This window comes from Phreatobacter oligotrophus (assembly GCF_003046185.1).
GTDB classification, from domain to species: Bacteria; Pseudomonadota; Alphaproteobacteria; order Rhizobiales; family Phreatobacteraceae; genus Phreatobacter; species Phreatobacter oligotrophus.
The window spans coordinates 65,630-84,443 of the sequence record NZ_PZZL01000008.1 but is presented as its reverse complement, the minus strand read 5'-3'; the positions used below and the strand labels follow the sequence as shown (position 1 = coordinate 84,443).

The 18,814-nt window shown below is 68.5% G+C and carries 17 protein-coding genes; 6 read left to right on the top strand and 11 right to left on the bottom strand.

Annotated features, from left to right (window positions below):
* Positions 1–3 precede the first annotated feature (3 nt).
* The gene (locus tag C8P69_RS17215) at positions 4–1,194 is read right to left on the bottom strand and encodes an MFS transporter (protein WP_108178670.1); all 1,191 of its coding nucleotides are present in this window, start codon (positions 1,192–1,194) and stop codon (positions 4–6) included.
* Between the two features lie 291 nt (positions 1,195–1,485).
* Here C8P69_RS17215 and C8P69_RS17210 point away from each other — a divergent pair, with 291 nt between their 5' ends.
* Positions 1,486–2,706, top strand: a complete 1,221-nt coding sequence (locus C8P69_RS17210; protein ID WP_108178669.1) for an NADP-dependent isocitrate dehydrogenase — start codon at positions 1,486–1,488, stop codon at positions 2,704–2,706.
* A gap of 423 nt (positions 2,707–3,129) precedes the next feature.
* Here C8P69_RS17210 and C8P69_RS17200 read toward each other — a convergent pair whose 3' ends face one another.
* The gene (locus tag C8P69_RS17200; protein ID WP_108178667.1) at positions 3,130–3,468 is read right to left on the bottom strand and encodes a hypothetical protein; all 339 of its coding nucleotides are present in this window, start codon (positions 3,466–3,468) and stop codon (positions 3,130–3,132) included.
* A gap of 155 nt (positions 3,469–3,623) precedes the next feature.
* Between C8P69_RS17200 and C8P69_RS17195 the strand changes: the two genes are divergently transcribed.
* Positions 3,624–4,067: a GNAT family N-acetyltransferase gene (locus C8P69_RS17195; protein WP_108178666.1), complete on the top strand. Its 444-nt coding sequence runs from the start codon at positions 3,624–3,626 to the stop codon at positions 4,065–4,067.
* A 13-nt stretch (positions 4,068–4,080) separates the two neighbouring features.
* Here C8P69_RS17195 and C8P69_RS17190 read toward each other — a convergent pair whose 3' ends face one another.
* From C8P69_RS17190 to recA, 3 genes are all read right to left on the bottom strand, one after another.
* Positions 4,081–5,319: an APC family permease gene (locus C8P69_RS17190; RefSeq protein WP_108178665.1), complete on the bottom strand. Its 1,239-nt coding sequence runs from the start codon at positions 5,317–5,319 to the stop codon at positions 4,081–4,083.
* Between the two features lie 50 nt (positions 5,320–5,369).
* The gene (alaS, locus tag C8P69_RS17185; RefSeq protein WP_108178664.1) at positions 5,370–8,027 is read right to left on the bottom strand and encodes an alanine--tRNA ligase; all 2,658 of its coding nucleotides are present in this window, start codon (positions 8,025–8,027) and stop codon (positions 5,370–5,372) included.
* 291 nt (positions 8,028–8,318) lie between these two features.
* Positions 8,319–9,398, bottom strand: a complete 1,080-nt coding sequence (recA, locus tag C8P69_RS17180) for a recombinase RecA (RefSeq protein ID WP_108178663.1) — start codon at positions 9,396–9,398, stop codon at positions 8,319–8,321.
* Between the two features lie 213 nt (positions 9,399–9,611).
* Between recA and C8P69_RS17175 the strand changes: the two genes are divergently transcribed.
* From C8P69_RS17175 to C8P69_RS17160, 4 genes are all read left to right on the top strand, one after another.
* A complete protein-coding gene (locus C8P69_RS17175; protein ID WP_245902104.1) occupies positions 9,612–10,073 on the top strand; it encodes a cupin domain-containing protein in 462 nt (153 codons plus the stop codon).
* A gap of 121 nt (positions 10,074–10,194) precedes the next feature.
* Positions 10,195–11,823: a fumarate hydratase gene (locus tag C8P69_RS17170; RefSeq protein ID WP_108178662.1), complete on the top strand. Its 1,629-nt coding sequence runs from the start codon at positions 10,195–10,197 to the stop codon at positions 11,821–11,823.
* 443 nt (positions 11,824–12,266) lie between these two features.
* Positions 12,267–12,695: a hypothetical protein gene (locus C8P69_RS17165; protein ID WP_108178661.1), complete on the top strand. Its 429-nt coding sequence runs from the start codon at positions 12,267–12,269 to the stop codon at positions 12,693–12,695.
* Entirely contained in the window at positions 12,682–13,020 is a 339-nt protein-coding gene (locus tag C8P69_RS17160; protein ID WP_108178660.1) for a hypothetical protein, read from the top strand. The genes C8P69_RS17165 and C8P69_RS17160 overlap by 14 nt, the downstream gene beginning before the upstream one ends.
* A 4-nt stretch (positions 13,021–13,024) precedes the next feature.
* Here C8P69_RS17160 and cckA read toward each other — a convergent pair whose 3' ends face one another.
* The 6 genes from cckA to flgC form a co-directional block, all read right to left on the bottom strand.
* On the bottom strand, positions 13,025–15,745 hold the full coding sequence (gene cckA, locus C8P69_RS17155; RefSeq protein WP_245902103.1) for a cell cycle histidine kinase CckA: 2,721 nt from the start codon (positions 15,743–15,745) through the stop codon (positions 13,025–13,027).
* A gap of 151 nt (positions 15,746–15,896) precedes the next feature.
* Entirely contained in the window at positions 15,897–16,967 is a 1,071-nt protein-coding gene (gene flhB, locus C8P69_RS17150; RefSeq protein WP_108178659.1) for a flagellar biosynthesis protein FlhB, read from the bottom strand.
* 4 nt (positions 16,968–16,971) lie between these two features.
* The gene (gene fliR, locus C8P69_RS17145; RefSeq protein WP_108178807.1) at positions 16,972–17,715 is read right to left on the bottom strand and encodes a flagellar biosynthetic protein FliR; all 744 of its coding nucleotides are present in this window, start codon (positions 17,713–17,715) and stop codon (positions 16,972–16,974) included.
* A gap of 91 nt (positions 17,716–17,806) precedes the next feature.
* Positions 17,807–18,073, bottom strand: a complete 267-nt coding sequence (gene fliQ, locus C8P69_RS17140; RefSeq protein ID WP_108178658.1) for a flagellar biosynthesis protein FliQ — start codon at positions 18,071–18,073, stop codon at positions 17,807–17,809.
* Positions 18,074–18,082: 9 nt separating this feature from the next.
* The gene (gene fliE / locus C8P69_RS17135; RefSeq protein ID WP_108178657.1) at positions 18,083–18,391 is read right to left on the bottom strand and encodes a flagellar hook-basal body complex protein FliE; all 309 of its coding nucleotides are present in this window, start codon (positions 18,389–18,391) and stop codon (positions 18,083–18,085) included.
* A 4-nt stretch (positions 18,392–18,395) separates the two neighbouring features.
* Positions 18,396–18,812, bottom strand: coding sequence for a flagellar basal body rod protein FlgC (flgC, locus tag C8P69_RS17130; RefSeq protein WP_108178656.1), 417 nt, complete (start codon positions 18,810–18,812; stop codon positions 18,396–18,398).
* Between the last annotated feature and the right edge of the window lie 2 nt (positions 18,813–18,814).

Here is an 18,814-nt window from a genome sequence, read left to right as displayed (position 1 = left end):
GCCTCAGCGCCGCTTCGGTCCCGGCGGCGTCAGCAGGTACACGAGCGTCGCCGCGAACAGCACCGCGGCGAGCACCAGATGCATCCGCGCGAAGGTCTCGACCTCGCCGATCCCGGCGGTGCGGCCCTGGTCGATGAGCCAGCCGGAGCCGGTCTGCACCAGCGCGGCGCCGCCGATGAAGAGGAAGTTCATCAGCGTCATGCCGCGCCCGACGAGATGGTCGGGGAAGAGCGGTCGCATGTGGGCCATGAGGATCGTGTAGCCGAAGCCGCAGAAGCCCAGCACGATGAAGGCCAGCGTTGCCGCCGGGACGGTCGGCTTGCCCACGGCCGCGAGGGCGGCGAGCACGCCGACCATGACGAGGTTGCCGCCCAGCGCCAGCGCCTTGGCGCGGCCGATGCGGCTCTCGATGGCGCCGAAGAGGAAGGCGCTCAGCGTCATGGCGATGGCCATGGCGAGGGCGACATCGCCCTGCGCCAGCGTGTCGAGGCCGACCACCTTCTCGAGGAAGGGCGCGACCCACAGGCCGCGCAGCGTCACGGTGATGGCGTAGCTGAACAGCACGATGGGCATGAATAGCCAGATGACGCGCTGGCGGAGGATCTCGCCGAGCCCGGCAAGGACGCCGGACCCCGCCTGCGCGGCGATGCGCGGCGGGTCCTTCAGGAAGAGCACGGCCATGACGAAGGCAAGGCCATAGAGCACGGCAAGGCCCATCATCGCCTGCCGCCAGCCCCAGGCCTCCGCGGCCAGCGCCAGCGGCGTCGTGCCGATGAGGTTGCCGATGGAGCCGAAGCCGAGCAGCAGCGAGGCGAGGAGGCCGAAGCGGCTCGGCTCGGCGGTGCGGGCGAAGATGTAGAGCGCCCCCATGAAGACCGGCGCGCAGCCAACCCCGATGAGCCCCATGGCGAACGCGCCGGTGGTGGCGTCGGGTGCGAAGGGGAAGAGCACGACGCCGATGCCGCCGACCAGCATCAGCGGAATGACGGTCCGCCGCGGTCCCAGCGCGTCGAGCGCCCAGCCGACGGGGAACTGCATCACCGCGAAGACGATGAACCAGGCCGAGCTCATGGCGGCGAGCTCGGTGGCGCCGATGCCCATATCCGCCATGATCTTCGTCGCCAGCACCGACAGGAACGAGCGGAAGAAGATGGAGAGCACGTAGGCGAAGAGCAGGGCGGCGAAGGTTTGCATGGGGGCCAGGGGATCGCGCCGGACGGGGCGTTGGACTTAGCCGATCGCGCCGCGGCCGGTCAGCGGGTCTTTCGGGAGGCTGTTATCCGGACAAGCGCGAATGAACAGATCGGAAGCGGGATTTTTCGGGCAAAACAGCCCCCTCCCCTCCTTTCTTCTCCCTGTCCCCCGGCCCTTGCCTCTGCTAAGAGGCCCGCGCCAGTGGCGGCGGCGCCGGACGTCGGAGGGCGCGCGACCGGATGCCCCGACGCTGAGTCCTCACGATCCGTAGCGCCCCTGCAAGGCCGACCCATGTCGAAGATCAAGGTCACGGGCACCGTCGTCGAGCTCGACGGCGATGAAATGACCCGCATCATCTGGGATCTGATCAAGAAGAAGCTGATCCATCCCTATCTGGACGTGAACCTCGAGTACTACGATCTCGGCGTGGAGCACCGCGACGCCACCAATGACCAGGTGACGATCGACGCTGCCAACGCGATCAAGAAGCACGGCGTCGGCGTGAAGTGCGCCACCATCACCCCCGACGAGGGCCGCGTGAAGGAATTCGGCCTGAAGGAGATGTGGAAGTCGCCGAACGGCACCATCCGCAACATCCTCGGCGGCGTCATCTTCCGCGAGCCGATCATCTGCAAGAACGTGCCGCGCCTCGTCCCCGGCTGGACCCAGCCGATCGTCGTCGGCCGCCACGCCTTTGGCGACCAGTACCGCGCCACCGACTTCAAGTTCCCCGGCAAGGGCACGCTGACCATCAAGTTCGTCGGCGAGGACGGCCAGGTCATCGAGCGCGAGGTCTTCAAGGCCCCCGGCTCCGGCGTCGCCATGGCCATGTACAACCTCGACGAGTCGATCAAGGACTTCGCCCGCGCCTCGTTCAACTACGGCCTGGCCCGCAGCTATCCGGTCTACCTGTCGACCAAGAATACCATCCTGAAGCAGTATGACGGCCGCTTCATGGAGATCTTCCAGCAGATCTTCGACGCCGAGTTCAAGGCGGAGTTCGAGAAGAAGAAGATCCACTACGAGCACCGCCTCATCGACGACATGGTCGCCTCGGCGCTCAAGTGGTCCGGCGGCTATGTCTGGGCGTGCAAGAACTACGACGGCGACGTGCAGTCGGACATCGTCGCCCAGGGCTTCGGCTCGCTCGGCCTGATGACCTCCGTGCTGCTGACCCCCGACGGCAAGACCGTCGAGGCCGAGGCCGCCCACGGCACCGTCACCCGTCACTACCGCGAGCACCAGAAGGGCAAGGAGACCTCGACCAACTCGATCGCCTCCATCTTCGCCTGGTCGCGCGGCCTCGCCCATCGCGCCAAGCTCGACGACAACGCGCAGCTGAAGCGCTTCGCCGAGGAGCTGGAGAAGGTCTGCATCGACACCGTCGAGGCCGGCTACATGACCAAGGACCTCGCCCTCCTCGTCGGCGCCGACCAGAAGTGGCTCTCCACCACCGGCTTCCTCGACAAGGTGTCCGAGAATCTCTCGGCCGCCATGGGCAAGTGGAACTGACACGTCTGAACTGACCAGCGGTCCGGCCGCTGTGTGACAGGGCCGTCCGGAGCGATCCGGGCGGCCCTAGTCGTTTGGGGGGCCGATCCCTGTGGCCGAAAAGCGGGGCTCCATGCCCTGCATGACCCAAGTGCGTCCTTCGAGGCTCGCCATAGCATCGAGCGAACGCGAGATGCGTTCGCCTCTCGCGATGCGCTCGCACCTCAGGATGAGGACAGTGGCGGATGGCACGAGGGTCTGATGAAGGCAGCGACGGCCCCTCGGCCTGTCCTTGATGCCAGGCGCCACCATCCTCATCCTGAGGTGCGAGGGCGGTTAGCCCGAGCCTCGAAGGACGCACTTGGGATTTGCAGGGCGGCAGTCGTCAGGACCCGCCACGCCCATGCATGACGGCCTCAGCCCGTTACAGGCCGCCCCTGCCCCTCAGGCGAAGAAGTCGAAAATGTCGCCGAGCCCGTCGCCGGCGAGCGCCTTGGCCGTGACCTCGTCCGCCTTGGTCGGCGTGTCCTTGGCCCAGGCGGCCCGAGCCATGGCGATGGTCATCGAGGCCTCGCGGCCCTCGTTGGTGGAGGCGAAAAGGGCATCGGACGAGCCCGTATCGACGCCGAAAATAGCGAGGGCGGCATTGGTGGAGGGATCGGCGCCGAAGAGCTGGCTGGCCATGGCGGACGAGTTCGCCAACCCCTGCGCCGCGCCATAGCTGCGGCGGGTGCTGTAGGACTGCATCGTGTCCCAGGCACTCGGGCCGAGACTGGAGACCATGGCGGAAATCCTTTCCTCGCCCCCATTCATGCCCAAGAGCCCTTAACGGACCCTTGCCGGGGCCGCGCCCATCGCCGCCGCTGATGGCCGCGATGAGAAAAGCGCGCTGGACGCTCCTCGCGCCATCGGCACACTCAGGCCGGAGGAGGCCTGCCATGACCGTCACCACCCGCGAGCTCACGCCCGCCGACCGCGCCCAGTGGGAGCCGCTCTGGCGTGGCTACCAGGCCTTCTACAAGGTCGACATTCCCACGAGCGTCACCGACGTGACCTGGGCGCGCTTCCACGATCCGGCCGAGCCCATGTGGGCCTATGGCGCCTTCGACGGCGAGCGCATGGTCGGCATCGTCCACGCCATTCTCCATCGCTCCTGCTGGACGGTGGAGGACTATTGCTACCTGCAGGACCTCTTCGTCGATCCCGAGCTGCGCGGCACCGGCGCCGGACGCGCCCTCATCGAAAAGGTCTATGCCATCGCCCGGGAGAAGGGCGCCGGCCGCGTCCACTGGCTGACGCACGAGACCAACAGCCACGCCATGCTGCTCTACGACCGCATCGCCGACCGCTCGGGCTTCGTGCAGTACCGCAAGATCTTCTGAGGCGGCGCGGCGCTCAGCCGAGCAGCAGCGCCATCGCCGCCATGGCGAGGCAGGTCGCGAGCCCCGCCGCCGGCACCACGGCAGGCACGGTGACATGGGGCGCGGCGGTGATGACGCCGCGCCATTTGAGGCGCAGCAGCGCGACATTGACCAGCGCGAAGATCAGCAGCGTCGCGAAGGACGTGCCGGCGGCAAGGCGCTCCAGCCCGACGCCGAGGGCCAGGATCAGGACCGCCAGCGCGACCAGCGCCGTCGCCCGCAGCGGCGTTCCCGTGCCGGCATGGACCGCGGCGAGCGGTGCCGGCAGGTCGCCCTGCCGCGCCATACCATAGACCACCCGCGTCGCCATGGTCATCTGGGCGAGGACGGTGTTGAGCGTCGCGACGATGGCGATGAGGCCGAGCGTCACCGGTCCGGTCCCGGCAAGGCGCTGGAAGACGAGGCTGAGCGGCGCCTCGGAGGCGGCGAGTTCCGTCGGCGGGACGGCGGTCACCGCGACGGCGGCGACGACCACATAGAGCACCGTGGCGATGATGAGGGTCAGAACCATGGCAAGCGGCAGGGTGCGGTGCGGCTCCTGCGCCTCCTCCGCCACGTTGGCGAGGTCCTCGAAGCCGATGAAGGCGAAGAAGGCGATCAGGCTGGCGGCGGCAATGCCCGAGAGGATGGAGAGATCGGCCGGTGGCAGCGTGACGATCGCGGCGCCGAAGGGAACGCCTGCGCCCGCGGCGGCGAGGATGACCATCAGCAGGCCGCCCACCTCCAGCACGGTGAAGACCGCCGCCACCACGACCGATTCGAGGATGCCCCAGGCCGCGACGAGGCCAAGGCCAAGCACCACCACGACGATGATCGCCTCCCGCGGCCATCCGGTGAGCGCGTGGATGTAGCCGGCAGCCCCGAGGGTCACCGCGGCCGATGAGACGATGCCGACGAGCAGCGTCATGAGCCCGGTCAGGATCGAGACCAGCCGCGACCCGAAGGCCTCGCGCAGATAGGCGGCTTCGCCAGCGCTGACGGGGAAGCGGGTGCAGAGTTCGGCATAGGAGGCCACCGTCAGCGCCATGACGATGGCGGCCATGGCGAAGGCCCAGGGCGCATGGGGCCCTGCCCGTCCGGCAACCGCGCCGACCAGGACATAGATGCCGGCGCCGACGGTGATGCCGACGCCATAGAGAACGAGGAGCGTGAGGCCCAGCCGCCGCTTGAGGGCCGGCGGACCGGGGGGCGCAGGCGGGGATGGGTGGATCATCACCCACCTTGGCGCAAAACGATGGCGGCGTCGATTGACGCCCCGCAAGGTCAGGCGGCGGCGAGCGCCTTCTCGATGGCGGCCAGCGCCTCGTCGGCCTTGCTGCCGTCCGGACCACCGGCCTGGGCCATGTCCGGGCGACCACCGCCGCCCTTGCCGCCCAGCGCCTCCGAGCCGAGGCGCACGAGGTCCACGGCGTTGACGCGGCCGGCGAGATCCGGGGTCACGCCGACGACGATGCCGGCCTTGCCATCCTCGGTGACGCCGACAATCGCGACGACGCCGGAGCCGACCTGCGCCTTGCCGGCATCGGCGAGGCCCTTGAGGTCGCGCATGTCGATGCCGGTGACGCTCTTGGCCAGCAGCTTGAGGCTGCCGACGGTCTTGATCGGATCGGCGCCGGCCGCGCCGCCGCCCATGGCGAGCTTCTTCTTGGCCTCGGCGAGTTCGCGCTCGAGCCGGCGGCGATCCTCGACCAGGGCCTCGACGCGCGCCTCGACATCGCCGACGGAGGTCTTCACCAGCGCGGCGACGGCCTCGAGCTTGCGGGCCTGCTCGGCAAGGTGGCGGCGCGCGGCATCGCCCGTCATGGCCTCGATGCGGCGCACGCCGGCCGCAACCGCGCCCTCACCCACCACGGTGACGAGGCCGATATCGCCGGTGCGGGCGACATGGGTGCCGCCGCAGAGTTCGACCGACCAGCCGGAGGCGTTGGAGCCTTCCGGCGTCGGGCCCATGGAGACGACGCGAACCTCGTCGCCGTACTTCTCGCCGAAGAGCGCGCGGGCGCCGGAGGCCACCGCCTCCTCCTGGCCCATCAGGCGGGTGACGACGGGGGTGTTGGCGAGGAGCACGCGGTTGGCGAGGTCCTCGACCGCGGCGAGCTCATCATCGCCGATCGGCTTGTTGTGGGAGAAGTCGAAGCGCAGCCGGTCGGGCGAGACCAGCGAGCCCTTCTGCGCGACATGGTCACCGAGCACCTGGCGCAGCGCCTCGTGCAGGAGGTGCGTGGCCGAGTGGTTCGAGCGGATGGCGGAGCGGCGAGCATGGTCGACGCTGAGCAGCACAGGCTGGCCGGGGGCGAGGCGCCCCTCGGTGACGGAAACCACATGGACGAAGAGATCGCCGAGCTTCTTCTGGGTGTCGGTGACCTCGGCGCGGAAGCCCTCGCCGGCCATGGTGCCGCGATCGCCCTGCTGGCCACCGGATTCGCCATAGAAGGGCGTCTGGTTGACGACGACGAGGCCGGTCTCGCCGGCGGCGAGCGCGGCAACCTCGGCGCCGTCCTTCAGCACGGCGAGGATCTGGCCCTCGGCGGTTTCCGTGTCATAGCCGAGGAACTCGGTGGCGCCGGTCTTTTCCTTGACGGAGAACCAGACCGTGTCGGTGGCGGCCTCGCCGGAGCCCGCCCAGGCGGCACGCGCCTTCTGCTTCTGCAGCTGCATGGCGGCGTCGAAGGCGCCGGTATCGACGACGATGCCGCGCGGGCGCAGCGCGTCCTGCGTCAGGTCGAGCGGGAAGCCGTAGGTGTCGTAGAGGGTGAAGGCGGTCTCGCCGGAGAAGGTCGCGCCCTCCGAAAGGCCGGCCGACTCGGTGTCGAGGATGGTGAGGCCGCGCTCCAGCGTCTTGCGGAAGCGGGTCTCTTCGAGCTTCAGGGTCTCGGTGATCAGCGCCTCGGCGCGAACCAGCTCGGGATAGGCCTGGCCCATCTCGCGCACCAGCGTCGGCACGAGCTTGTGCATCAGCGGATCCTTGGCGCCCAGCAGCGAGGCATGGCGCATGGCGCGTCGCATGATGCGGCGGAGCACGTAGCCACGGCCCTCGTTGGAGGGCAGCACACCATCGGCGACGAGGAAGGAGGAGGCGCGCAGGTGGTCGGCGATGACCCGGTGCGAGACCTTCTGGGCGCCGTCCGGCTCGACGCCGGTCTCCACCGCCGAGGCGCCGATCAGCGCCCGCATCAGGTCGATCTCGTAATTGTCGTGGGTGCCCTGCAGGACGGCGGAGATGCGCTCCAGGCCCATGCCGGTGTCGATGGAGGGACGCGGCAGGTTGGTGCGGATGCCGCCGGCCTGCTCCTCGTACTGCATGAAGACGAGGTTCCAGATCTCGATGAAGCGGTCGCCGTCGGCCTCGGCCGAGCCGGGCGGGCCGCCCCAGATCTTGTCGCCGTGGTCGTAGAAGATCTCCGAGCAGGGGCCGCAGGGACCCGTGTCGCCCATCCGCCAGAAATTGTCGGAGGTCGGGATGCGGATGATCTTGGAATCGGGAAGGCCGGCGATCTTCTTCCACAGGCCGAACGCCTCGTCGTCCTCGGAGAAGACGGTGACGAGCAGGCGCGAGACGGGAAGCTCGTACTCCTTGGTGATGAGGTTCCAGGCGAGCTCGATGGCGCGATCCTTGAAATAGTCGCCGAACGAGAAATTTCCGAGCATCTCGAAGAAGGTGTGGTGCCGGGCGGTGTAGCCGACATTGTCGAGATCGTTGTGCTTGCCGCCGGCGCGCACGCATTTCTGCGCGGTGGTCGCGGTGGAATAGGGCCGCCTCTCGACGCCGGTGAAGACGTTCTTGAACTGCACCATGCCGGAATTGGCGAACATCAGCGTCGGGTCGTTGCGCGGCACGAGCGGCGAGGACTCGACGACGGAATGGCCGTTCTTGCCGAAGAAATCGAGGAAGGTCTTGCGGATCTGGTTGACGCCGGTCATGGCCGAAACGCTGGTTGGGCCGCCCCGATCGGGGGCCGCCTGAGAAAAAAGGTCGGCGGGTGTTCTAGAGCATTTTTTTCGAAACGGAACCGCTTATCGCGGGGGACGGCGTCGCAGCGCATCGCCCTCGGAAGGGACGGGCCGAGGCCAGCCTGGTGAGCGGGAGCGCGCGGGTCGCGCCCCAAGGCCCCCTCGCCGGTCCCGAAAACGACGAAGGCCGGGACTAACCCGGCCTTGCCTCATAACGCTGTCGCCATGCCCCACAGGGGGACTGGACGGACGGGAACAGCCTCAATCCGGGCTGTCGGCGTCGCCGTCCGGATCGACCTCGCCGAGGATCTTCTCGGCGATGAGGCCGGCATTCTGGCGGATCGCGGCCTCGATCTTGGCGGCCATGTCCGGGTTCTGCTTGAGGAAGGCCTTGGCGTTCTCGCGGCCCTGGCCGACGCGCTGGCTGTCATAGGAGAACCAGGCGCCGGACTTCTCGACCACGCCGGCCTTGACGCCGAGGTCGATGAGCTCGCCCATCTTCGAGACGCCCTCGCCGTACATGATGTCGAACTCGACCTGCTTGAAGGGCGGCGCCAGCTTGTTCTTCACCACCTTCACGCGGGTCTGGTTGCCGACCACCTCCTCGCGATCCTTGATCGCGCCGATGCGGCGGATGTCGAGGCGCACGGAGGCGTAGAACTTCAGCGCGTTGCCGCCGGTGGTCACCTCCGGCGAGCCGTACATGACGCCGATCTTCATGCGGATCTGGTTGATGAAGATCACCATCGTGTTCGACTTGGAGATCGAGGCGGTGAGCTTGCGCAGCGCCTGACTCATCAGACGGGCCTGCATGCCCGGCTGGTTCTCGCCCATCTCGCCCTCGAGCTCGGCCCGCGGGGTGAGGGCCGCGACCGAATCGACCACCACCACGTCCACCGCGCCGGAGCGCACCAGCGTGTCGCAGATCTCCAGCGCCTGCTCGCCGGCATCGGGCTGGGAGATGAGGAGCTCGTCGAGGTTCACCCCGAGCTTGCGGGCATAGACCGGGTCGAGCGCATGCTCGGCATCGATGAAGGCGCAGATGCCGCCCTTCTTCTGCGCCTCGGCGATGGTGTGCAGCGCCAGCGTCGTCTTGCCCGAGGATTCCGGCCCGTAGATCTCGACGATGCGGCCGCGCGGCAGGCCGCCGATGCCGACCGCGATGTCGAGACCGAGCGAGCCGGTCGAGACCGTTTCGATCTCGATCGACTTGTCGCTCTTGCCGAGCCGCATGATCGAGCCTTTGCCGAAGGCGCGCTCAATCTGGGAGAGAGCGGCGTCCAGCGCCTTGGTCTTGTCCATGGATGAACCTTCGACGAGTCGCAGTGCGGCCTGACTCATGGCTGTCGTTCCCCTCCGCTGGCAAGGCCTTCGGCCCAAAACCTCTGATACCCCACAATGTACATGCTTTGTTCTCGTTCGCAAGTTCTTTTTTCGTTCTCGTCCGAACGGCCGATCCGCCGGTCCCGGCAGCCCTGATGCGGCGGGCTGCCGCAGGTGCCATTCTCGTCGCCGAGGCGGCCCCTCAAGAGGCCGGCCCGACCGGAGGAACCCATGACCGACATGACCGAACCGAAGGCCGCGCGCCGGCCCCGACTGAACCGCCGCGTCTTCACCGGCTGCGCCCTCTGCGCCGTCGCCGGCTTCGCCGCCACCGGCCTCGCCACATCGGCCTCAGCCCAGGGCGCGCCGCCCGCCGGCGGCCTCACCCGCAAGGTCCTGTCGCAGACCGATGGCCCGGCGCCGGGCTATGTCACCATCATCGCCGAGGTCGAGATCAGCCCCGGCGCGGTGGTCGCGCCCCACACCCATCCCGGCATCGAGACCGGCTATGTGCTGGAGGGCGAGGTCGAGCTGCCGATCCAGGGCGTCGGCACGCGCAACCTCAAGGCCGGCGATGCCTTCCAGATCCCGCCCGGCACGGTCCATGGCGGCGGCAAGGCCAGCGCGGCCAAGGTCAAGATCGTCAGCACCTTCGTGGTGGAGAAGGCCAAGCCCCTCGCCTCCCCGGCCTGACCTCGTACGCACTTTGGAACGACTTCAATTCGGTCCGGCGCTGGGCTAGAGAAGCCGCGGTGCCGGGCCGCCGACCGCCCGCCGAGCGCTGGCCGCGGCACCTCCTGCAGAGGCTCCGCCCATGAACGCTCCGCTCGCCGCCGGCTCCTACTCGCTCTTCCCCCTCGGCAAGGACGAGACCCCCTACCGCAAGCTGACCTCGGAGGGCGTGCGGGTCGAGACCGTCCTCGGCAAGGAGGTGCTGGTGGTGGAGCGCGAGGCGATCCGGCTTCTGTCCGAGCAGGCCTTCATCGACATCAACCACCTGCTGCGCCCCGGCCATCTCGCGCAGCTCCGCCGCATCCTCGACGACCCCGAGGCGACCGCCAACGACAAGTTCGTCGCCTATGACCTCCTGAAGAACGCCAACATCGCCGCCGGCGGCGTGCTGCCCATGTGCCAGGACACCGGCACCGCCATCATCATGGGCAAGAAGGGCCGGCTGGTCTGGACCGAGGGCGAGGACGAGGCGGCGCTCGGCCAGGGCGTGCTGGACGCCTATGCCAAGAAGAACCTGCGCTACTCGCAGGTGGCGCCGATCTCCATGTTCGAGGAGAAGAACACCCGCAACAACCTGCCCGCCCAGATCGAGATCTATGCGGAGGGCGAGGACGCCTACAAGTTCCTGTTCATGGCCAAGGGCGGCGGTTCCGCCAACAAGAGCTTCCTCTTCCAGGCCCCGCCGTCCATCCTCACCCATGACCGGATGATCAAGTTCCTCCACGAGAAGATCCTGACGCTCGGCACGGCCGCCTGCCCGCCCTATCACCTCGCCATCGTCATCGGCGGCCTCTCCGCCGAGCACACGATGAAGACGGCGAAGCTCGCCTCGGCCCGCTATCTCGACGCCCTGCCGACTCAAGGGTCGGAATTCGCCCATGCCTTCCGCGACCTCGCCATGGAGGCCGAGGTCCACAAGCTGACGCAGGCCATGGGCGTCGGTGCGCAGTTCGGCGGCAAGTATTTCTGCCACGACGTCCGCGTCATCCGCATGCCGCGCCATGGCGCCTCGCTGCCCATCGCCATCGCCGTCTCCTGCTCGGCCGACCGCCAGGCGTTGGGCAAGATCACCCGCGACGGCGTCTTCCTCGAGGAGCTGGAGCATCATCCCGCCCAGTACCTCCCCGAGGTCGACGAGGCCGCGCTCGGCGGCGATGTCGTCAAGATCGACCTGACCCGGCCGATGTCCGAGATCCTCGGCACGCTGTCGCAGCATCCGATCAAGACGCGCGTCTCGCTCACCGGCCCGATGATCGTCGCCCGCGACGCCGCCCATGCCAAGATCCGCGAGCGGCTCGACCGCGGCGAGCCCATGCCGGACTATTTCAAGAACCACCCGGTCTATTATGCCGGCCCCGCCAAGACGCCGGAGGGCTATGCCTCCGGCTCCTTCGGCCCGACGACGGCCGGCCGCATGGACGGCTTCGTCGACCAGTTCCAGGCCGCCGGCGGCTCCATGGTCATGCTCGCCAAGGGCAACCGCTCCCGCGAGGTGCGCGAGGCCTGCGCCAAGCATGGCGGCTTCTATCTCGGCTCCATCGGCGGCCCGGCCGCCCGCCTCGCCCAGGACTGCATCAAGAAGGTGGAAGTCCTTGAGTATCCCGAGCTCGGCATGGAGGCGATCTGGCGCATCGAGGTGGAGGACTTCCCCGCCTTCATCGTCGTCGACGACAAGGGCAATGACTTCTTCAAGGAGCTGAACCTCGGCTGACCCGCGGACAATTCCGAATACACAGCGCATGAGCGAGGGAATACTGTTGATGCTGAGGCCTGATTCGGCCGGGTGACGGGAGGATCGCGGCAGGCGCATCCTCTCCTGGTCCTGGTCAGTGTCCTCCAGGCAGTGCCGCAGCAGCGCATCATGCCATCGGCCGATCTCCCGCCCCGTGCGGGAGCCATGCCGGCGCACAGACTGAGCCTTCCCATCTCGCCGCGCGCGACGGCGTTCAGACCGCCCATCGTGGCGATCCCTGCGCGGCTGCGCAGCGTCACCGCAGGCCGCCCCCTGGCGGCCGAGCGGCGGGCAGGAGACGGCTGTTCGGCCGCCAGGCGCTCATCCGTTGCGTTTCCGTTGCGAAACATGCCGTCGCCGGCCCGGAACATCGGAGAAACGGCACGGGTTCATGCATGACGCCAGACCCGGAGGGACACGCCATGCGCATCGCCCAGACCGCCATCGCCCATCAGGCTTTCGGCAAGCCGACCTTCGCCAAGGCCCGCGCCCAGAGCGCCGACGCCCATGGCCTCGCCCTAATCGCCGCCGCCCTGGTGGCCGCCACCGCCGTCGCCTTCCTCGCCATGGTCTTCACCGCCTGGCCCTCGCAGGCCTCGACGCTACCCTGCGGCGAGCGGCTCGCCGCGGTCGAGACCGAGATGCACCGCAGCCTCACCGCCGCGGAGAGCCTCGGCGATGCCACGGCCGCCGACCATTGCACCGCCGCCAAGGCGCATCTCGCCTCGCTCACCCTGGCGACCGGCGCCATCGACGCCTGCACCTCCGGCGCCGAGCGGACCGCCAAGATCGGCCTCCTACGCCAGTCCCGCATGGAATGGCAGGGCGTCGTAGCCCATGGATGCCGCTGAGCGGCCATCGATCCTCATGCGCCCGGCCCTGCTGATCATCGCCATCCTCGCCGCTGGCGCGCCAGCGCAGGCCGCCGGCCAGTGCAACACCGACCTTGCCGCAACCGACGGCCAGCTGCGGCAGGCCCTCTCAAGGCTCGAGGCCAGCGCCAACCGGCCCATGCCGCAGCGCTGCCTCGTCTTCCGCGATCATGTCCGGGTGATGCAGGCGGCGAGCGACACGTTCCGACGCTGCCTGACCGGCTTCGCCGCCCGCGAGAACATCGGGCAGATGCAGGGCTCGATCGCCGACTGGAACGAGATCATCGCCCGCAACTGCCGCTGATCCGTCAGGCGCGGGTCTGCTCCTTCACCGCCTCGATCAGCTGCTTGAGCGAGAAGGGCTTCGGCAGGAAGGCGAAGGACTGACCCTCCGGCAGGTCGTTCTTGAATGCCTCTTCGGCATAGCCGGAGACGAAGATCACCTTGATGTCCGGATTGGACTTGCGCAGCTCGCCGAGCAGGGTCGGGCCGTTCATTTCCGGCATGACCACGTCGGAGACGACGAGGTCCACCGTGCCGCCATGCTCGGCCATGACCTCCAGCGCCTCGACGCCGGAACCGGCCTCCAGCACGGTGTAGCCGCGGGAGATGAGGGCGCGCGAGGCGAAGGCGCGCACCGCCTCCTCGTCCTCGACCAACAGGATCGTGCCGGGACCCGTCTCTTCGCGGGCAGCGGGTGGCGGCGGCGGCGCGGCGGCCTCGGAGGGCGCGGCGGAGGCCTCGGCGGCCGGAGCCGGCTCCGCCGGAGCGATAGGCGGGGCCGCCGGGGCGGCCTCGTCGCCGCCCGAGACGAGCATGGCGGCGGGGGCGGCCGGCGTGCGCTCGGGCGCCACCGGCGGCGCGACCACGACCGGCTCCTCGCCCTCGACATGGCGCGGCAGGAAGATCCGGAAGATCGTGCCGCGGCCGACCTGGCTGTCGACGAAGATGTAGCCGCCGGACTGCTTGACGATGCCATAGACCGTGGAGAGGCCGAGGCCGGTGCCCTTGCCGACATCCTTGGTAGAGAAGAACGGGTCGAAGATCTTCTGCTTGATGTCGTCGGGAATGCCGGTGCCGGTGTCGGTCACCTCGATCATCACCGAATCCGTCTCCGGCATCTCCACCGGATCGTCCTTGGACCGGTGGCGCGCCACCTCGCCCGCCGGGACATTGGCGGTGCGGATGGTCAGCTTGCCGCCATCGGGCATGGCGTCGCGGGCGTTCACCGCAAGGTTCAGGATCACCTGCTCGAGCTGGGTTACGTCGGCGCGGATCGGCCAGAGGTCGCGGCCATGGACCATGTCGAGGCCAACCCGCTCGCCGAGCGAGCGCCGCAGCAGCATGGAAATGTCGGAGAGCACGTCGCCGAGCTGCACGACCTGCGGCCGCAGCGTCTGCTTGCGCGAGAAGGCCAGCAGCTGGCGCACCAGGCTCGCCGCGCGGTTAGCGTTCTGCTTGATCTGCATGACGTCGTTGAACGACGGGTCCGCCGGCTTGTGGTCCATCAGCAGCAGGTCGGCATGGCCGATGATGGCCTGCAGCACGTTGTTGAAGTCATGCGCCACGCCGCCGGCAAGCTGGCCGACCGCGTTCATCTTCTGCGACTGGGCGAACTGCTCCTGCAGCTGGCGCAGCTCGGTGGTCTCCACGGCATAGACGATGGCCGCCTCGCCGGGCTGCTCCGGATCGTCCACCGGCGCCACGAAGAAATGGCAGAAGCGGTTGCCGTCGCCCTGGAAGGCGGCATCGACCGGGGCCAGGTCGCCCTTGCCGGCGGCGGCCTCGCCGATGGCCTGGATGAGGAGCGGGCGCGAGCTCTCCTTGACCAGCGACAGGATCGACCGCGGCCCGACCTCGGTGGTCGGCGCGACCTCGGCCAGCATTCGCGCGAAGATCGGGTTGGCGCGGCCCACATGGCCGTCGCGGTCGACGGTGGCGATGCCCAGCGGCGAGGAGTTGAAGAAGCGGGCGAAGCGTACTTCCGCCGCGCGCAGGCTGTCGCCGCTGTCGGTGCCGCGGCCGCGGTTGATGACGAGGGTCCGTGAGGCGCCGGGCGTGCCGTCGGCGGAGAAGGCGACCTTGTGGAGCAGGCGCACCGGCAGGGCCTCGCCGGAGCGGCGCTTCATGTCGATGTCGAAGGTCGCCGTGGTGACGTCGGAGGGCTTGGCCGGAACGGTGCGCAACAGCGCCGCCGCATCGGCGGCGAGGATGTCGGCCAGCGCCAGGCCCCCCGGGCCGACCTCGGTCAGGTCGTGGTCGAGCCAGCCGGCGAGCGTGGCGTTCATGTAGCCGATCTCGCCATCCGGCTCCATGGAGAAGAAGCCGGCGGGCGCGTGGTCGAGGAAGTCGATGGCCTTTTGCAGCGTCTCGAAGGCGCTCTCGGCGCTGGCGCGGTCGCGGGTGATGTCCTCGACCGTCCAGACGCTGGCGCGGGCGGCGCCGCGGACGCGCTCGGCGCCTTCCCCGCTCAGGGGACGGACCTTGAGGCGCAGCCAGCGTGGCTCGGGGCCGTCGGCGCGGCGGACCTCCTCCTGGTGGCGGCGGCCCTCGCGGGCGGCCTGCGACAGGCGGTAGATGGCCTCGGAGATTTCCGGTGCCCCGGTGAAGGCGCGCTCGACGCCGCGCACGTCGTCCTCGCCGGTCGCCCCGGTCATGGCGAGATAGGCGGGGTTGGCATAGAGGACGCGGCCCGAGGGCTCGCTGACCACCAGCGCCTCGCCGGCGCTGGCGGCGATCGCCTTGGTCACGTCGTTGCGCCCGTCCTCGGTGGCGAAGCGCAGGATGCCCGAGGCATAGGCGAAGAGCGAGAAGACGCCGCAGACCGCAAGCGTCGCCAGAAGGCCGATCACATAGGGATAGGCATTGTCGCGGCCGATCATTAGGAAGAACAGGGCCGCGCCGACCAGCACCACCGCGACGACGAGCACCATGGCGGTCGAGCCGGCCTGATCCGACCGGTCCACGGAACGGCGTCCGCCGGCGCGGGCGGCGGCATCGGCACGGGCGGTCTTTTCGGCGAAGGCCATGGCGTCGGGTGTGCCGCTGTTGCTGGATCGGACGCGAGAATCCCGGCGAGTGATTCTCAACTCTAGTGGTGCCGCTTCGCCGCCCCCGAGGCAAGGGCGGCAGGGCCACGGCGAGGGGCAAATTGCGCCGGGAGCGCCGGGGCGGCTGGCCTCAGCGGAGCGTCCCCTTGAGCCGCATGACGTAGCCGATGACCTCGGCGACGGCGCGGTAGTGCTCTTCCTCGATCGGCTGGTCGATCTCGACGCTGGCGTGCAGGGCGCGGGCGAGCGGCACGTTCTCGACGATGGGCACGTCGTTGGCGGTGGCGATCTCGCGGATCTTCAGGGCGACGAGGTCCATGCCCTTGGCGACGCAGACCGGCGCGGCCATGCCGGGCTCGTATTTCAGCGCCACGGCGAAGTGGGTCGGGTTGGTGACGACCACGGTGGCGTTGGGAACGTTGGCCATCATCCGCTTGCGGGAGCGTTCGCGGCGGATCTGCTTGATCTTCGCCTTGATCTCCGGGTTACCGTCGGACTGCTTGAACTCCTCCTTGAGCTCCTGGATCGACATTTTCTGCCGCGTGTACCAGCGCTGGTACTGGTAGACGTAGTCGGCAATGGCGATGATGGCGAGGATCGCCACGACCGCCATCAGCACGTTCATGACCAGCGCGAACGTGTGGGGCAGCAGCATCTCCACGTCCATGCGGACCATGGCGTCGACGCTGGATCGCTGCGGCCAGAGGACGACGAAGATCACCGTGCCGACGATGCTGATCTTGGCGACGCCCTTGGCGAAGTTGACGATCGCATCCAGCCCGAAGATCCGCTTGAACCCCGCCAGCGGCGAGATCTTGGACATTTTCGGCTTCAGGCTCTCGGTCGAGAAGACCAGGCGGTGCTGCATCAGATTGGCGCCGACGCCGGTCAGGAACAGCGCCAGCATCGGCAGGCCCACCGCGACGACGATGGCGATGATGATCGAGATGAGAAGCTGCATCAGCGCCGACCGGTCGACCTGCAGCAGGTCGGCATTGGCGAGCAGGTTCTTCATGGGGACGGCAAGGCTGCCGGCGCTGCTCGCCCCCATGGTGGCGATGACGAGGGTGGAGATGAACAGCAGGAACCAGGCGACGAGGTCCTGGCTTTTCGCGACGTCGCCCTTTTTCAGAGCGTCGTCGAGCTTCTTCTGTGTGGGGTCGTGTGTTTTCTGGTCCTTGTCGTCATCGCCCTCGGCCACCGCATCACCTCCGGTTGACCGCCATCTCCCCCAGCACGCCCTCGAGCGAGCCCATGTAGTGGGCCATCATCACCGAGAGGACGAGGAGGAGGATGAGGAAGCCGACGCCGATGGTGACCGGCATGGCGATGAAGAAGACCTGCATCTGCGGCATGAGCTTGGACAGCACGCCGAGGCCGATGTTGAAGACCAGGGCGAAGACGAGGAAGGGGGCCGAGAGCTGGATGGCGATGACGAAGGCCTTGGCCATGACCATGGTCAGGAACTGCGCCGCATCGCCCGAGGCCGGCAGCACGCCCGGCCGGATGATGGTGAAGCTGTCGGAAATGGCGGCGATGACGAGGTGGTGCAGGTCGGTGGCGAAGACCAGCGCCACGCCGACCAGCGACAGGAACGTGCCGATGACGGCGCCCTGCTGGCCCTGGGTGGGGTCCACCTGCATGGCAAAGCCGATGCCCATGGCCTGGGCGATGACGACACCCGCGGTCAGCAGCGCCGAGACCGCGATGCGGCCGGCCATGCCCAGCGTGAAGCCGACCGCGATCTCCATGAAAAGCACCATGAAGACGCCGGCCGGGCGCGCCAGGTCGACCTCGTAGAGCGGGCGGTGGAGGGGAAAGAGCACGAGGGTGAGGAGGAGGGCGACGCCTAGGCGCACGCGCACGGGAAGCGACCTCTCGCCGAGGCCCGGCATCAGCGCCATCATCGTCCCGACCCGCGCGAAGACGAGCAGGAAGACGACGACCATCTCGGGCGAGAGCGGCAGGGTCACGGGAATCGCCCCTCCTGGAGCGGCCGGCGGCGCCCGCACTACGCGGACGCGCCGGATCCAAGCTGATTCACCCGCCGGAGACCACCTTCGCCATGATGCGCGCGGTGACGCCGTTCATCATGTCGCCCATGAACGGCAGAGCGATGATCATGGTGGCGAAGATGGCGAGGATCTTCGGCACGAAGACCAGGGTCTGCTCCTGGATCTGCGTCAGCGCCTGGATCAGCGAGACGATCACGCCGACCACGAGGCCGACGACCATCAGCGGAGCAGAGACCAGGATGACGGTGAGGATGCCGTCGCGGGCGACGTCGAGAATGTCGGCAGGGCTCATCGATCTCTCCTAGATCTGCATCCGCATGATTTCTTCGTAGGCCTGCACGACCTTGTCGCGCACCGAGACGAGCGCCTCGACGGCGACCTCGGTCTCGGCGACCGCGGTGACCACGTCGATGAGGTCGGCGCGGCCGGCGGCCATGGCGGCGGTGCGCTGGTCGGTCTGGCGCGCCGTCTGGTCGAGGTTCTGCACGGCGCCCCGCAGGAGGTCGCCGAAGCTGCCGCCCTGCCCTGTCGGGCGCGTCGCGGAGGTGTTGGGGGCGAAAAGCCGGGCCGCTGTTGCATAGGCATTGGCGGCAATCGAGGAGGAGGACATGGCCTTACGACCTCAGGAGTTCGATCGTGCGCTGGATCATGCGCCGGGTGGAGGTGACGACGTTGAGGTTGGCCTCGTAGCTGCGCTGGGCCTCGCGGAGGTCCATGCTCTCCACCAGCGAATTGACGTTGGGCACCTTGACGTAGCCGCGCGGGTCGGCTGCCGGATGGTTGGGGTCGTAGCGGGTGCGGAACTCGCTCTGGTCCTGCCGGACCGGGCCGAGCTGCACCGTGGTCGCCTGCAATTCGCGGTCGAAGGTGGTGCGGAAGGTCGGGATCTTGCGGCGGTAGGGATCGCCGCCCGGCGTCCCCGCGGTCGAATTGGCGTTGGCGATGTTTTCCGCCGACACGCGCATGCGCCCGGCCTGCGCGCGCATGCCGCCGGCGGCGATGCGGATCGACTTGAGGAAATCCTCGGACATGC